This window comes from Streptomyces sp. NPDC059696 (assembly GCF_042733745.1).
Classification (GTDB): domain Bacteria; phylum Actinomycetota; class Actinomycetes; order Streptomycetales; family Streptomycetaceae; genus Streptomyces.
This window is the reverse complement of record NZ_JBHWFG010000032.1, coordinates 38,057-53,575: the sequence shown is the minus strand read 5'-3', so window position 1 is coordinate 53,575 and position 15,519 is coordinate 38,057. Positions and strand designations below refer to the sequence as shown.

The following is a 15,519-nucleotide window of genomic DNA, read 5'->3' as shown; positions in this document are numbered from 1 at the left end:
ACAGAATCGGGGCCGTGAAGAGCGGACAGTCGAGGGGGAGCGGCGGCCGGTCCGCCCGGGTGGCGGCACCCGTGGCGGTCCCGATGGCGGTGATGCTCGCCGTCGGCCTGTGGGGGCTGGACCGCGGCGGGATGTGGGGGGACGAGAGCGTCACCTTCCAGGTCGCCCAGCGCACGGTCCCGCAGATCTGGCGGCTGCTGCACGACGTGGACGCCGTGCACGGCCTGTACTACCTGTTCATGCACGCCGTCCTCTCCGTCCGTCCGGACGAGGTCGTCCTGCGCCTGCCGTCGGTGGTCGCGGCGACGGCGACGGCAGGCCTGGTCGGCGCCCTGGGCGCCCGGCTGGCCGGGCCCCGGGCCGGCCTGTGGGCCGGTGTGCTCTACGCGATCACCCCGATGACCGGCCACTACGCCCAGGAGGGACGGTCGTACGCGCTGGTCGCGGCGGGTGTGGCGGGGGCGACGCTGCTGCTCCTGACGACCGTCGACGGGGTGGGGGCCCGGGGGTGGTGGGCCTACGGGACGGTCGTCACCCTGACCTGTGCGCTGCACGAGCTGGCGGTGCCGGTGCTGGCCGCGCACGCGGTGACGCTGGCCCTGCTGCGGGTGCCGAGGAGGGTGTGGACCGGCTGGGCGCGGGCGGCGGGGGCGGTGGTGCTGCTCCTGCTGCCGCTGGTGTGGGTGTCGCAGGGGCAGGCCGGGCAGGTGGCGTGGCTGGTGGCGCCGGGATGGGACCGGGTCGAGCGGCTCGCCCGGAACTTCACCCCCGGGTCGGCGGGGCCGGTGTTCTGGGGGGCGCTGCTGCTGATGGCCGTGGGGCTGCGGGAGCGGCGCACGGCCGCGGTCGCCGTGCCGCTGCTGCTCGTGCCGCCGGGGCTCCTGATGACGGTGTCGCAGGTTCGGCCGCTCTATCACGACCGGTACGTGCTCTACGCGCTGGCGGGCGCGTCCCTGCTGGTCGCGGCAGGGGCGGCACGGGTCGCCGCACTGCTCGGGCGGGTGCGGTTCGACGGGCGGCGGATGCGGGTCCGCGGCCGGCACGCGCACGCTCTGGCGGGCCTCACCGGTGTCCTCGCCCTCACCGTCACCTTCCTGGCCCAGCTGCCCGTGCTCCGCCAGGACCGGACCGCAGCCCACCGCCCCGACAACCTCGCCGTGGTCTCCGCGCTCGCCGTCCGCCAGATGCGCCCCGGCGACCCGGTGCTGTTCGTGCCGTCGGTCGGCAGGCTCGCCGCACTGGCCTACCCGAAGGGGTTCCGCCGGGTGCGGGACATCGCGCTGCGGGGGTCCGTGCCCCCCTCCGGGACGCTGTGGGGCCGCGAGGCGACCCCCGGTGAGCTGCGGCGGCGACTCGCCTCGGTGGACCGCGTCTGGGTCGTCGCCGAGGCGCACGCGCTGGATCCGCGCCGGCCCCCGTCGGACCCGGTGGAGCGGACCAAGCTCGCCGTGCTGACCGAGGAGTTCACCGTCCGCGAGGAGCACGTCCGGCCGGAACGCGTCCGGGACGACGTACTCCTGCGCCTCTACGTCCGGCGCCGCCCGGGGGACGCGCCGGAGGGCTGCCCGGCAGGGGACGGGCCGTCGTGCCCGTCCGCGAGTGCCGCGGCCGCGTCCAGGGCCGTGGTGAGCTCGTCGAGGCGGGCGCGCAGGGTGCGGATCTCCTCGGCGCCGAAGCCGGTCGAGGACGCGATCCGGCGCGGCACCTGAAGCGCCCGCGCGCGCAGCGCCACACCCTCCTCCGTCAGCCGCACCTCCACCGACCGCTCGTCGCGGGCGCTGCGCTCCCGCCGCACCAGACCCGCCGCCTCCAGCCGCTTGAGCAGCGGCGACAGCGTGCCGGAATCGAGACGCAGGTGCTCACCGAGCTTCTTCACGGGCAGCTCGTCGTGCTCCCACAGCACCAGCATCACCAGGTACTGCGGGTAGGTGAGGCCGAGGTCCTTGAGGATCCCGCGGTAGACGCCGTTGAAGGCGCGGGAGGCCGCGTGCAGGGAGAAGCAGATCTGCTGGTCCAGGCGGAGCCAGTCGTCGTCCGGCGTGTTCATGCTCCCAGGATAGCCCGCGCCCGCCATTCAATTGCGCACAACTTAATTGTGTGCTCTAATTCTGGGTGTCGGGCGGCCCGGAAGCGGGCCGCCGAACGTTGACGTGAGAGGGAAGGTTTTCCATGGACGCGCTCTACACCGCTGTCGCCACCGCCACCCACGGCCGCGAGGGCCGGGCCGTCAGCTCCGACGGCGTGCTGGACCTCGCCCTGGGCACGCCGCAGGCGCTGGGCGGCAACGGCCAGGGCACCAACCCCGAGCAGCTCTTCGCCGCCGGTTACGCCGCGTGCTTCGGCAGCGCCCTCGGCCTGGTCGGCCGCGGCGCCAAGGTCGACGTCAGCGACGCCGCCGTGACCGCCGAGGTCTCCATAGGCAAGCAGGGCGAGGGCTTCGGTCTCGCCGTCACCCTCCGCGTGGAGCTCCCCGACAGCGTGGACGAGGCGACCGGCCGCAAGCTCGTCGAGCAGGCCCACCAGGTCTGCCCGTACTCCAACGCCACCCGCGGCAACATCGAGGTCGACCTCGTCATCGAGTAACCGCCCGCCCGCCACCCCCGACCCGCGCCAGCACCTCCCCCGTCCGTCCGCTCCACGCCACCACCACGGCCTCCTCGGGCACCGGGTGCCAGCGCGTCAGCAGCAGCCAGCGCACGTGGTAGCGGCGGACGACGGCGGACCGCTCGGCGCGGGTCGAACCGGGGGCCAGATAGGCCCGGACGTCGGCCGCCCGGCGCTCCCGCTCCCGCTCGTCCAGGGCGGGGTCGGGCCAGATGGGCGCGGCGAGGTTCGGGCCGTAGCCGGCGATCGCGTGACTGGCGAAGTACCCGTCGGTGATCACCACCTCGCCGGGCCCGATGTGCCGGGCCGCCCAGTCGTACGACGGCCAGCGCGTCGGCTGCGCGAACCCCACCGGGTCCACCGAGCGCGGCACCACCGCCCCGGCGTGCACGGTGACGAACCCCGCGCACACCCCGGCCGCCGCCACCGCGCCCAGCACCCGCCGGGCCGCTCGCCAGGGCCGGGGCGCCGCCAGTTCCACCGCCAGGGCGAACTGCAGCGGCACCAGTACGGCCCACAGGGCCCGGGCGTACGTGTAGTGCCCGCTCACCCAGCCGTACGCCACCAGCAGGCACTCCAGCAGGAACATCCACACCAGCGGATCACGCGCCGACCTGCGGGCCCGCACCCACAGCGCGGGCAGCCCGAGCAGCGCCAGCCAGGAGTTGGCGAGCATCCTCTCGTAGAGCTGACGGTGCATCGCGTCCATGCCGGTGTCGCCCACCAGCGTCAGCACGTCGTAGTACGGCCACGCCACCGCCACGGCCAGGCAGGCCGACCCCGCGAGTGCCCAGCGCGCCACGACCGGGCGGCGCCACCCGCGCTGCCGGGCCGCCACGATCCCGGCCGCTCCGGTCAGCGCCGAGGCCGCCGTGACGGGGTGGGTGAGCAGGATCAGCCCGTACAGCAGGCCGAGGCCGGCGTACCCCCACCAGCCGCCGAGTCCGCTCGGGCCGACGAACCGCACGGCGGGGGCGTCGTCCCCCGCGCGCGTGCCCGTCCAGGCCCATGCCCAGAACGTCAGGCCGATGGCGAGCGCGGACGGGTAGCCCAGGTTCGTCGTCATCGACATCAGCCCGAGGTAGCCGCTCCACAGGATCCGCGCGCTGCCCCACAGCAGCGTCATGAACAGCAGCGCCCACACCGGCGCCCAGGGACGCGGGGTGAGGGTCCTGACGAACCGGCCGAGCCCCGTCAGCAGCACCACCAGGTGCACCGGCCCGGCGAGCTTCACCACCTCCCAGCCGGACAGCCCCGTCAGCCGCGCCAGCAGGCCCTGCGCGACGGCGTAGGGGCCGTAGTACGGGCTGCCCTCACCCGGCAGGTCCGCCATGGTGTGGGCCGGGTGCAGCAGATCGGCCCTGAGGCGCTCGACGACCGCCGCGTGCTGCCCGGCGTCGCAGCACAGCGGCACCCGCCAGTACGCCAGTGTCATCACAAGCCAGAACAGGGCGCCGTAGAACTGGTACGGGGTGAGCCGTCCGGCACGGCCGCCGCGCAGCGCCGTCGCACCGCGCACGGCCCGCCGGACGAGGGCCGGGGCGCTCACCGGAGGGCGGAAGGGGTCTGGGACATGCGCCGAATGTTCCCGCCCCACGCCCGCCCCGACCCCGGATCACTTCATCGGGTGAGGCCGCTACCCCCACCTGCTGCGGGTCAGACGGCCCCTGCCCCTACCTGCTGCGGGTGAGGCCGCTGCCTCCACCTGCGTCGGGTCAGACGGCCGCTGCCTCTACCTGCTGCGGGTGAGGCCGCTGCCTCCACCTGCTGCGGGTCCGGCGGCCGCTGCCTCCACCTGCCGCGGGTCCGGCGCCGCTGCCCCCGACCCGCCGGCCGTCACTCGCACAGCGCCCGCTGCGCCGCCACCGGCCAGCGGGCGAACCGGAACTGCGTCCGCTCGACCGACCCGGTGAGGTTGTGCCAGAACCGCCCGGGGGTGAGCGGGGCGCGCACCGACTCGCGCAGCTCGGCCAGTTCGCCGCAGCCCAGCGCCGCCCGGGCCGCCTCGACCGCCTCCCGCGGTGCCCCGGCCCGCAGCAGGTCGCGCTGCGGCGGGTGCTCCGCCGCCCACTCGGCGAAGATCCAGTAGTTGCGCAGGAACTTCTCGTGCCCGGGCCAGCTCCACCGCTCCAGCGCCAGATGCGCCCCGATCGGACTGGCCAGCCCCCAGGCGTCGTTGACGTAGGCGTCCAGCGGCGCCGCCGCGCCCGTCACCCCGAGGTGCCGGCCCACGATCACCACCCGGTACGGGGCGTCCGCCCGCATCGGCGTGGCGTGCAGCCGCCGCGCTGCGTCGAAGTAGAGCAGCGTCGGCCCGGGCGCGCGCTCGGCCCGCGCGAGCATGGCGCGCCCCTCGGGCAGGGCGGGCCAGTTGGCCACCCAGGTGCCGGTGCGCACCGGGTTGTGGTCGCCGAGGCCCTCCACGTCGGAACTGCGCACATTGAACGACCCGGGCGTGCTGCGCACGTCGAACGGCGCCCGCAGCGGACTGACCGCCGCGCACAGCCACACCACCAGCAGCGCGCCCGCCACGCCCGTGACCCTGCTCGCGGGCACGACCAGCACCGGCAGGAGCAGCAGGAGCAGCGCCGGAAGGATCATGCGGGCGTGCATGTAGTCGCCGCCGACGCGCACCACGTACCCGGCCAGCAGCAGACCGGCCGCGAGGGGCGCCAGCAGCACCGCGAGCGAGGCCCGCCCCGGGACCCGGACGCGCTGCTCCCGCCGGGCGCGCCGCACCAGCAGGACGGCCAGCGCCCCGAGCACCGGCACGACCGGCCACAGCCAGTACGGCCCGAGCGTCTCCTGCACATACCCCGCGCCCCGGCTCCAGTCGCTGGCGCTCGCCTCCTTGGCGATGGCCGGCAGCGGCACCAGGATCCCGTAGTACCCCGCCCGGAACACCTCGTACGCCAGCGGCACCGCACCCGCCGAGGCCAGCGCCGCCGCCGTGCCCCGCCGGGAGGGACGCAGCACCCACCACTGCGCCGCGAGGAAGCACACCGTGACCACCGCCAGATCGGGCCTCACCAGCGCGCCCAGCCCGAACACGAAGGCCGCGGCACACGTCTCACGGCTCTCCTGACCCCGCCGGGTCCGCACCAGCAGCCACCACGACAGGCCGGTCCAGAAGGCGCCGAGACCGCTCTCCAGACCGGACGTCATGTACGACCAGAACGGCGGCACCGCCAGCAGCACGCACACGCCCGCCGGGAGCAGCAGCCCGGCGCTGCGGTGCAGCCGGCACGTGGCGAGCAGGGCGAACGCGAACCCGGTGGTGCTCAGCAGCAGCCCCAGCCCGACCGCGAGGAACGCCGGGTCCTCACCGGTGACCCAGGTGGTGAGCGCGAGCAGCCACTGCCACAGGGTGCCCGTCGAACTCTCCGCCCGCTCCCCGATGTTGAACACCGGCCCGTTGCCCGCCAGGATCTGCCGGACCGGACGCAGGTAGATGAGCCCGTCGTCGCAGATCCAGCGGCGCCGGTAACCCAGCACGAACAGGGCCGCGGTGGGCACGGCGACCAGGGCGGCGTGCCACCGGCGCACCGGCCGCAGCCGCTCGGCGACGGCGGGCGGCGGGGCCGAGGAGGCCCGCTGACCGGGCAGGGAGGGAACGGCCTCGGGGGTCGCGGGAGTTCTCATCTGTCGATCAGCGCCTCGGGTCGGATGCGGACACCCTCGGTCCGGCGGGCCGCGGGCAGCAGCGCCCCGCCCCGCTCGCCGAGCATCAGCAGCCGGACGACCCGCTCGGCGGCCCGCCCGTCCTCGAACTCGCAGTACCGCTCACGGAAACCGGAGCGCAGCCGCGCCGCCTCCGCGTCCTGCCAGGTGCCGGACGCGAACAGCCAGGTCAGCTCCCGGTAGGAGCGCGACACATGGCCCGGCGCGTCGGCCGTGATGTCGAAGTAGGCGCCCCGGCTGGCCGCGAACGCGCCCCAGTCGTCGGCGTGGACCACGATCGGCCGGTCCAGCAGGGCGTAGTCGAACATCAGGGCGGAGTAGTCGGTGACCAGCACGTCGGAGGCGAGCATCACGTCCTCGACGTGGGGTTCGTCCGTCGCGTCCACCAGCACGCCCCGCCGGTGCAGGTCGGACAGGCCGAGGCCGCGCGCGACGCCCGCCGCGAGCGACGGGTGCAGCCGGACGACCAGCGTGTGCCCGGGGCCCAGGTCCTCGGCGAAGCGGGCGAGGTCGAACCGGTCGACATGGCCGCCCCGCCGGTAGTCGCGACGGGTCGGCGCGTACAGCACGACCGTGTCACCGGCCGGGACGCCGAGCCGCTCCCGCACCTCCCGGCCCCGCTCCGGATCGGCGCCGACCAGCACGTCGTTGCGCGGGCTGCCCGTCCGCAGCGAGGTGAAGTGGCACGGGTAGGCCCGCTCCCACGCCCGCTCCGCGTGCCGGCCCGCGACCAGGCTGTAGTCCCAGCGGTCGGCGCGGCGCAGCATCTGCGGCACGTCGAAGCCGTGCCGGGCGCCCGGCTTGGTCAGCAGGTCGGCGCCCATGTACTTCAGCGGGGTGCCCTGGTGGGTGTGGATGTGCACGCTGCCGGGCCGCTTGGCCAGGGTGCCGGGCCAGTTGACGTTGTTCACCCAGTACGTGGCCCGGGCCATGACCTCGTGGTAGCGCCGCGAGCCCGGCGTCACATGGTCGATGCCGGGCGGCAGCGCGTCCACCGCGTCCTCCCGCACCACCCACACGCCCCGGATGTGCGGGGCGAGCTCGCGCGCCTTCGCGTGGATCGCGGCCGGATCACCGCTCACGCCCCGGTGGTGGGTCGCCGAGTAGACCGCCAGGTGCGGATCGAGGGGGCGCTTCGACTGGGTCGCGTACCAGGCGCGCCGGGCCGTCTCCGACGCCTTCCCCGCCACCCTCCGCCGCCCGCCCAGGGCGGCGGCGCGCAGGTCCCGCAGCCCGCGCGCCGCCGCGTACGACGCGTAGGGCGCCGAGGCCAGCAGCCGCATCTCGGCCCCGCGCCAGCCGTCCGGCAGCGGAAAGCCGCCCTCGGGGAGGTGACGGCGGTGGAAGGAACGGATCTCGCGGTAGAAGTCGCCCCGGTCGGCGGGCCGCACCCGGTCCTCGCGGGCCAGCACGAACAGCATGTGGTCCAGAGCCCGTTCCAGCAGCAGCGGCCGCGCCCAGCCGAGGTCGGGGCGCTGTTCCAGGAACGCGAACAGGCCCTCGTACTGCCCGAAGATGTCGAAGTGCCGGCGCCCGGGCGTCTTGGTGATCGCGCCCTGGCGGCGCTGCCGGTACTCCACGCCGATCCGGTCCAGGCAGGCGATGCGCTCGGCCAGCACCATCGACCGGTAGGTGACCGGCGCGTCCTCGTACAGCCCCGCCGCGTACCGCAGACCGTGCTCCAGGAAGAAGGAGCGCCGGTAGGCCTTGTTCCAGGCGACCAGGAACAGGTTCAGGTACTGCGGGCTCTCCCGGATGCCGAACGTGTCCAGGCCCGCCGCGGCCAGCAGGTCCGCCGCCTCGCTGCGCCCGCCCCGGCCCCACCAGTGGGTACGCACGTGGTCGAAGACCAGGATGTCCGGATCCCCGGTCGCCGCCAGCCGGGCGGCGACGGCGGCCAGCAGGCCCGGCGTGTAGCGGTCGTCGCTGTCCAGGAACAGCACGTAGTCGCCGGCGGCCTGCGCGAGACCGGCGTTGCGGGCCCGGCCGAGGCCCACGTTCTCCGGCAGGTGCAGCACCCGCACCCGGTCGTCGCGGGCCGCGTACTCGTCGAGGATCGCGCCGCTGCCGTCGGGCGAACGGTCGTCCACGGCGATCACCTCGAAGTCGCCGTGGGACTGGCCGAGCACCGAGTCGAGACACTCGCGCAGGAAACCCTGCACCTTGTAGACGGGGACGATGATGCTGAAGCGGGGCACTTCTTCGGTCAGCTCCTTGTGAGGGTGGCGGCGGGGGCCGGGACGCGCTCCGCGAGCGGCACCACGGGCGGGATCGACTCGGGCGGCTGACCCAGCAGCACCCGGCGCACGACGCGCTCGGCGGCCCGCCCGTCGTCGAACTGGCAGAAGCGCTCCCGGAACGCGGCCCGCAGCGACGTGGCGGTCCCGTCCGCCCAGGAACCGTCGCGGAAGACGCCCGCCAGCTCCTCGGGCGTGCGGGCGATGCGGCCCGGCGGGAGTCCCATCAGGTCGAAGTAGACGCCCCGGGTCTCGCGGTAGACGTCCCAGTCGTCGGCGTACACGACGATCGGCCGGTCCAGGTTGGCGTAGTCGAACATGATCGACGAGTAGTCCGTGATCAGCGCGTCCGCGGCCAGGCACACGTCCTCCGACGAGCGGTGCCCGGTGACGTCGATGATCCGCCCGCCGCCCCTGCTCGCCCCCTGGTCGTAGAAGTAGTGGGCGCGCAGCAGCACCACGTACTCGTCGCCGATCGCCTCGCAGAACTGCGCCAGGTCCAGGCCCGTCTCGAAGCCGGTGGCGTAGTCGCGGTGCGTGGGCGCGTACAGCAGGGCCTTCTTGCCCTCGGGGACGCCCAGTTCCTTGCGGATCCGGGCCACGTCCTCGGCGGACGCCGTGCAGTAGACGTCGTTGCGCGGATAGCCGTACTCCAGGGTCTCGTGGGCGCTGGGGAACGCCCGCTCCCACATCTCGGTGGAGTGCCGGTTGGAGGTGAGGTTGTAGTCCCAGCGGTCCACCCGGGCCAGCAGCCTGGCGAAGCTGCCGGTCGCCGCGGCCACCACGGGGTACGTCGCCTGGTCGGCGCCCATCGTCTTCAGCGGCGTGCCGTGCTGGGTCTGCAGGTGCACGCTGCCGGGCCGCTTGACGACGGCGTCGGCGAAGTTGGCGTTGTTGACGAGGTACTTGGCGCGGGCCAGCACCTCCCAGTACGTCCGGCTGCCGATGACCGCGTACTCGACGTCCGGCGGCACACTGCCCACCGCGCCGGGCTCCACCAGGAACACCGCGCGCAGGTGCGGCGCCAGTTCACGGGCCTTGGCGTGGATCGCGGCCGGGTTGCAGGCGTAGCCGCGGCCCCAGTAGGCGCAGTACACGACGAGATTCTCGTCCAGCGGCAGACGCAGGCCCACCGCGTACCGCAGCCGGGTGCGCAGCCCGCGCGGGCGGGGCAGCAGCGCGGCGGCCCGCGACGCCGTCCGGTTGGCGGCGCGCAGGGCGCGGAACGCCGGGTACGAGCCGGAGGCGAGCAGCCGGTGCTGGACGCCGAGGCTGCCGCCGGGCGCCCGGTATCCGGCCGGACGGTGGCGCCGGTAGAGCGCGCCCGCCCGCCGGAAGAAGGCCCGGCGCCCGGACGTCAGCCGCCGGGGATGGGCGGCCGTCTTCAGCACGGCGGTGAAGAGCTGCTCGAACAGCGGCGACCGGCGATCCGGCGGAAGTCCCTGCTCCGCGGCCCGCGTCAGTACCAGTTCGCACTGGTCGAGCAGCTCGGTGTGGTGGGCGCCGGGCAGCCCCAGCCGGTTGCCCTGCCGGCGCAGCAGGTGCCGGACGACGACCGCGCGCAGCACCGCCACCCGCTCCGCCCGCAGGGCGACCAGCCCGCCGAATCCGATGTCGGTGTAGTGCTCCCCGGGGAAGGCGAGGCCCTGCTCGGTGAGGAAGGCCCGCCGGTAGAGCGCGCTCCACGCGGGGAGTGCCACACCCGTCAGCCGCGGGGCCCGGCCCGGGGGGAACGCCCCGTCCGGTGTCCCGGCCAGCAGCGGGGCGGCCGGGTTGGTCGGCTCTCCCTCCCACCAGGGGGTGCGCTCGTGCTCGAAGTACAGGACGTCCACGTCGCCCACCGCGCCCAGCCGGGCGTCCAGCGCCGCCAGCGCCCCCGGGACCAGGACGTCGTCGCCGTCGAGGAACAGCACATGGCCGCCGACCGCCGCCTTCAGCCCGGTGTTGCGCGCCCCGGCCAGACCGGCCGACGGCGGTGAGTGCACCGGCGTCACCCGGGAGTCCCGCTCGGCGTACCCGGCGACGACGTCCGCCGCCGGCGCGTCGGGCGCGTCGCACACCGGGATCAGCTCGAAGTCGCCGAACGACTGGGCGAGGACCGAGTCCAGCGCCAGGGACAGCCGGCCCGTGACCCCATGGGACGGGACGACGATGCTGAAGCGGGGCATTCTGCTCTTTCTGTCGAGGGCGGTCTGCCCGGGGCGGTCTTCACGAGGTGGTGCGGGCGGGCCGTCTCATCCGGCGCGCGGGCCTCCCGGACGCCCGGACGGACGCCACGAAGGCGGCCGGCTGGGCGTCGGCCGCGACGGGCTGGAGGGCATGCGGACTCCCGGAGTGCGAACCGTGGTCAGTGGCGGTCAGCGGAGGTCAGTGGCGGTCAGTGGAGGTCACAGGCGGTCGGTCACGGCGTGCGGACCGGCCGGCAGCGGCACCGTGGTGAGCGGCTCGCGCGGCAGCGAGGCCGCCGCCGACGGCACCGGGCGGCGTTCGCCGAGCGGCACCACCGGCGGCAGCTCCGACTCCCCGAGGACGACCCGGCGCACCACCCGCTCGGCGGCCCGGCCGTCGTCGTAGGTGCAGAACCGCTCCCGGAACGCCGCCCGCAGCTGGGCCGAGCGGGAACCGCGCCAGTGGCCGGTGGCGAAGATGTCGATCAGCTCGTCCTCCCCGCGAGCGACCGCGCCCGGCGGGACATCGCGCAGGTCGAAGTAGGTGCCCCGGGCCGCGTCGTAGGCCTCCCAGTCGTCGGCGTGGATCACGATCGGCCGGTCCAGGTTGGCGTAGTCGAACATCAGCGACGAGTAGTCCGTGACCAGGGCGTCCGACGCCAGGCAGAGCGACTCCACGCTCGGGTGGCCGGAGACGTCGACGACCCGGCCGCAGGTGCTGGTCAGCGGGGCGTCGTAGGCGTGGTGAGCGCGGGCCAGGACGACGAAGCGCGGGCCGAGGCGGCGCACGATCCGCTGGAGGTCGAGGGCGTGGCGCTGGGAGCGGCGGTAGTCGCGGTGGGTCGGCGCGTACAGGATGGCCACCGCGCCCCGGGGGATGCCGAGCGAGGCGCGCAGCCGGGCCACGTCCGCCGGGGTCGCCGTCCGGAAGACGTCGTTGCGGGGGTAGCCGTACTCCAGCGTGGTGTAGCGGCCGGGGTGGACACGCTCGTGGGTCAGGGTGGTGTGGCGGTTGGCGGACAGCACGTAGTCCCAGCGGTCGACGTCCTTCAGCAACCGGGCGAAGTCCCGGCCGCGGGCCGCCGCGGGCCGCTCCTGGAGGTCGAGGCCGATGTGCCCGAGCGGGGTGCCGTGCCCGGTCTGGATCAGGACCTGGCCCCGGCGCTTGGCCAGCCGGTCGTCGAAACCGGTGTTGCTGACCAGGTAGCGGGAGCGGGCCAGCGCCGTCCAGTAGGCGGCCGTACCGGGGACGATGCGGCGCGGGCCGGGCGGGATGGTGTGGTGGTGCTCGCGGCGGGCGATCCACGCGGTGCGGATGTGCGGCGCGAGGTCGCGGAAGGCCGCCTCCAGCGCGCCGGGGTTGCAGGCGTGGCCGCGCCCGTCGTAGGCGGCGAAGGCGGCGCGGTCGGAGCGCAGCGGCAGGCAGCGCTGCACCCGGTAGTGGGCCCTGAGGGCCGCCGACCGCAGGCCCCGCAGCAGCGTCCCGGCGCTCCGGGCGGTGGCGCGGTGCAGCGCCGACGCCAGCTGGAGGGTGCGGTAGGTGCGGTGCAGGCCGAAGCGGATCAGGACGTGGTGGATCCGGCAGCGCAGGGGACCGGTGACGCCGGGGGTGCGGTAGCGCCGGTAGTGGGCGCGGGCCCGGCGCAGGAAGTCGGCGCGCGAACCCCGGGGGAGCCGGTCCCGCCGGGAGTAGACGATCGCCAGGTGGTGCACCATGCGGCGGAACAGCACCGGCCGCCACCGCGTCAGTTCGGGGCGCTGGTCGAGGAACGCGAAGACCCGGTCGTACTGCTCGAAGACGTCGAAGTGCCGCTCGCTGGTGGTGCGCAGGATGCTGCCCTGCCGCCGCTGCCGGTAGTGCACGCAGACCCGGTCGAGGGTCGCGATCGACTCGGCGGTCATCAGCACCGGGTACGTCCACGGCGTGTCCTCGTAGACGCCGGGCGGGAAGGCGAAGCCCCCCTCCTCGACGAACTCCCGCCGGTAGGCCTTGTTCCAGGCGACCATCAGCAGCCGCAGCAGCCCCGGCCGGTCCTCCAGGCGGAACGGCGCCGGGCCCTGCTCGGTGAGCTGCAGGGCCGCCTGGTTGCGGACGGCCTCCCCGGTCCAGTAGGTGCGCGCGTAGTCGAAGACCAGGACGTCCGGCTCGCCCGTCTCCTTCAGCCGGTCGGCGATCGAGCGCAGCGCGTCGGGCGTGAGGGTGTCGTCGCTGTCGAGGAACAGCAGGTAGTCGCCGCTCGCGTGCGCCACGCCGGCGTTTCTCGCGCGGCCCAGGCCGACGTTCTCCGGCAGATGCACGGGGCGGACGCGCGTGTCACGGGCGGCGAACTCGTCGATGATCGCGCCGCACGCGTCCGGCGAGCAGTCGTCGACGACGATCAGTTCCAGATCGGGACAGGACTGGGAGAGCACCGATTCGAGGCACTCGTGCAGGTACGCCTGAACCTGGTACGCGGGGACAATGACACTGAACCTGGGCAAGAGGCCATCCATCGGTCGGCGCGGGCGTTCGGCCCGGGAACGGCCGATGGGCCGACTTGGTTACGGTGGCTACGGCATACGGGGGAACGTGGAAGGGGCGGACCGCCCCCGGTCCGCCCCTCCAACTGGCCTGTGGCACAGGCTATTTGACCGCTCCGGCCATCACGCCGGACACGAACTGCCGCTGGAACGCGAAGAAGACGGCCAGCGGGACCACCATCGAGATGAACGCGCCGGGTGCCAGCACGTCGATGTTGTTGCCGAACTGCCGTACCTGCGTCTGCAGCGCGACCGTGATGGGCTGGCTCCCGGAGTCCGAGAAGATCAGCGCGACCAGCAGGTCGTTCCACACCCACAGGAACTGGAAGATGCCGAGGGCCGCGATCGCCGGGGCGCCGAGCGGCATCACGACACGGAAGAACAGGCGCAGTTCACCCGCCCCGTCCAGACGCGCGGCCTCCAGCAGTTCTCGCGGGATCTCCGCGAAGAAGTTCCGCAGCAGGAACACCGCGAACGGCAGGCCGAAACCGACGTGGAAGAGCACCACGCCCACCACCGAGCCGAAGATGCCGATCTTGCCGAAGAGTTCGGCGATCGGGATCAGCGCCACCTGCACGGGCACGACCAGCAGGCCGACCACGCCGAGGAACCACCAGTCCCGGCCGGGGAACTCCATCCAGGCGAAGGCGTAACCCGCGAGCGAGCCGATGACCACGACCAGCAGCGTTGCCGGTACGGTGATCCACACCGTGTTCAGCAGGGAGTTGGTGATGTCCTCGTTCTGCAGCAGCTTCGAGTAGCTGTCGAAGGTGATCTGGGAGGGCTCGGTGAACACCTTCCACCAGCCGCTCGCCGCGATGTCCTCCGGCGCGCGGAGGCTGGACAGCAGCAGCCCGATGGTCGGCACCAGCCAGAACAGTCCGACGACGATGAGGAACACCCGCAGCGCCCCGCCGCTGACCGCCCCGGCGAGCCGCGACCCCAGCGACTGTCCGGTCTTCATCGCCGCACCTCCCGTCGCAGCCTGCGTACGTTTAACCACATCACCGGGATCACGAGCAGCAGCAGGAACACCGAGATGGCGCTGGCGATGCCCGGCTGGTCCTCGGAGAAGCCCTTGCGGTACAGCTCCAGGGCGAGGACGTTCGCGTCGTCCTGGGAGGAGCCCGGAGCGATGATGAAGACCAGGTCGAAGATCTTCAGCACGTTGATCATCAGGGTGACGGGGACCACCGCGAGGACCGGCGCCAGCAGCGGCACGGTGACGCGCCGGAACACCTGCCACTCGCTCGCGCCGTCGACCCGGGCCGCCTCCAGCAGCTCCCGGGGCACGCTCGCGAGCCCGGCCGCGATCAGCACCATCGCGAACCCCGCCCACATCCAGATGTACGAGCCGATGATGGCCGGGGTGACCAGGGACGGGCCCAGCCAGTCCAGGCCGTTGTACGGCTCCTTGAAGTTGCTCGCCGGGAGCCGCAGTTGGGCCCCGTCGGCCGAGGCGGGCAGCGTGAAGGTGCCGTCGCCCGCGGCAGTCGTCGACGCCACGACCCTGCCGTCCTTGACGGCCTCGATCCGCATGCCGGCGTAACCCAGCTCGGACGGGTCGACGCTGTTGAGCTTGCCGACGCCCTTGCCGCGGGTGAAGTCCTGCCAGGTCGTGCCCGTGACCTTGCCCGGCTCGGGCTTCGGCGCCACCGCGGCCTTCACACCGTCGGGCATCTGATCCGGCGCCACCCCCACCAGGGGCAGGGAGACCGCCTCGCCGGTGCGGACGGGCGACGTGGTGATGAACGCGCCCCCGCCGGCCGACTTCAGCGGCGAGTCGCGGCCCGGGTGGGCCTTCGGGAACGCCGAGGCCTGGGCGAACGTGTCGTGCACGCCCACCCACACCGCGTTCGCGACGCCCTTGTCCGGGTCCTGGTCGTACACCAGGCGGAAGATGATGCCCGCCGCCAGCATCGAGATCGCCATCGGCATGAAGACGACCAGCTTGAACGCCGTACCCCAGCGCACCCGTTCGGTCAGCACCGCGAAGATCAGGCCGAGCGCCGTCGCGACCGTCGGCGCGAACACCACCCAGATGATGTTGTTCTTCAGCGCGGTGCGGATGCCCTCGTCGGTGAAGAGGGCCTTGTAGTTGTCGATTCCGGCGAAGCCGTCACCGGACTGGTCGTAGAAGCTGCGTACGACCGAGTACCCGATCGGGTACACCACGAGCGCGCCGAGCAGGACGAGCGCGGGCAGCAGGAACAGCGCCGCGACGGTCCTGCGGGTGCCGGTCACACTCTTGCGCGACTTGGGAGCGGCAGGGGGCTTGCCGCCCCCTGCCGCCGGAACCGACGACATGA

Annotated in this window: 9 protein-coding genes; 1 reads left to right on the top strand and 8 read right to left on the bottom strand. The window is 73.8% G+C overall.

What is annotated here, in order from left to right; all coding sequences use genetic code 11:
- Positions 1 to 1,525: 1,525 nt before the first annotated feature.
- Positions 1,526 to 2,074, bottom strand: a complete 549-nt coding sequence (locus tag ACFV20_RS29010) for a MarR family winged helix-turn-helix transcriptional regulator (protein ID WP_385661662.1) — start codon at positions 2,072 to 2,074, stop codon at positions 1,526 to 1,528.
- 95 nt (positions 2,075 to 2,169) lie between these two features.
- On the opposite strand from ACFV20_RS29010, the gene ACFV20_RS29005 reads away from it, so the two are divergent.
- Positions 2,170 to 2,583, top strand: coding sequence for an organic hydroperoxide resistance protein (locus ACFV20_RS29005; protein WP_234848137.1), 414 nt, complete (start codon positions 2,170 to 2,172; stop codon positions 2,581 to 2,583).
- Here the strand turns inward: ACFV20_RS29005 and ACFV20_RS29000 are convergent.
- The 7 genes from ACFV20_RS29000 to ACFV20_RS28970 form a co-directional block, all read right to left on the bottom strand.
- On the bottom strand, positions 2,573 to 4,153 hold the full coding sequence (locus ACFV20_RS29000) for a hypothetical protein (RefSeq protein WP_385661659.1): 1,581 nt from the start codon (positions 4,151 to 4,153) through the stop codon (positions 2,573 to 2,575). The genes ACFV20_RS29005 and ACFV20_RS29000 overlap by 11 nt on opposite strands.
- Positions 4,154 to 4,440: 287 nt before the next feature.
- Positions 4,441 to 6,246 (bottom strand): hypothetical protein, encoded by a 1,806-nt coding sequence (locus ACFV20_RS28995; protein WP_385661656.1) that lies wholly within the window; start codon positions 6,244 to 6,246, stop codon positions 4,441 to 4,443.
- Positions 6,243 to 8,483 (bottom strand): CDP-glycerol glycerophosphotransferase family protein, encoded by a 2,241-nt coding sequence (locus tag ACFV20_RS28990; RefSeq protein ID WP_385661653.1) that lies wholly within the window; start codon positions 8,481 to 8,483, stop codon positions 6,243 to 6,245. The genes ACFV20_RS28995 and ACFV20_RS28990 overlap by 4 nt, the downstream gene beginning before the upstream one ends.
- 8 nt (positions 8,484 to 8,491) lie before the next feature.
- On the bottom strand, positions 8,492 to 10,690 hold the full coding sequence (locus tag ACFV20_RS28985; protein ID WP_385661650.1) for a CDP-glycerol glycerophosphotransferase family protein: 2,199 nt from the start codon (positions 10,688 to 10,690) through the stop codon (positions 8,492 to 8,494).
- 219 nt (positions 10,691 to 10,909) lie between these two features.
- Positions 10,910 to 13,171 (bottom strand): CDP-glycerol glycerophosphotransferase family protein, encoded by a 2,262-nt coding sequence (locus ACFV20_RS28980; protein WP_385661647.1) that lies wholly within the window; start codon positions 13,169 to 13,171, stop codon positions 10,910 to 10,912.
- A gap of 142 nt (positions 13,172 to 13,313) precedes the next feature.
- Positions 13,314 to 14,174 (bottom strand): carbohydrate ABC transporter permease, encoded by an 861-nt coding sequence (locus ACFV20_RS28975; RefSeq protein WP_385661644.1) that lies wholly within the window; start codon positions 14,172 to 14,174, stop codon positions 13,314 to 13,316.
- Positions 14,171 to 15,517 carry a carbohydrate ABC transporter permease gene (locus ACFV20_RS28970; protein WP_385661641.1) on the bottom strand — a complete coding sequence of 449 codons (1,347 nt, stop codon included), beginning with the start codon at positions 15,515 to 15,517 and terminating at the stop codon, positions 14,171 to 14,173. The genes ACFV20_RS28975 and ACFV20_RS28970 overlap by 4 nt, the downstream gene beginning before the upstream one ends.
- Between the last annotated feature and the right edge of the window lie 2 nt (positions 15,518 to 15,519).

Bases quoted from the DNA above. Each gene is read 5' to 3' on its own strand.
- ACFV20_RS29010 (WP_385661662.1), bottom strand. From the start codon at position 2,074: ATGGCGGGCGCGGGCTATCCTGGGAGCATGAACACGCCGGACGACGAC.
- ACFV20_RS29005 (WP_234848137.1), top strand. From the start codon at position 2,170: ATGGACGCGCTCTACACCGCTGTCGCCACCGCCACCCACGGCCGCGAG.
- ACFV20_RS28995 (WP_385661656.1), bottom strand. From the start codon at position 6,246: ATGAGAACTCCCGCGACCCCCGAGGCCGTTCCCTCCCTGCCCGGTCAG.
- ACFV20_RS28985 (WP_385661650.1), bottom strand. From the start codon at position 10,690: ATGCCCCGCTTCAGCATCGTCGTCCCGTCCCATGGGGTCACGGGCCGG.
- ACFV20_RS28975 (WP_385661644.1), bottom strand. From the start codon at position 14,174: ATGAAGACCGGACAGTCGCTGGGGTCGCGGCTCGCCGGGGCGGTCAGC.
- ACFV20_RS28970 (WP_385661641.1), bottom strand. From the start codon at position 15,517: ATGTCGTCGGTTCCGGCGGCAGGGGGCGGCAAGCCCCCTGCCGCTCCC.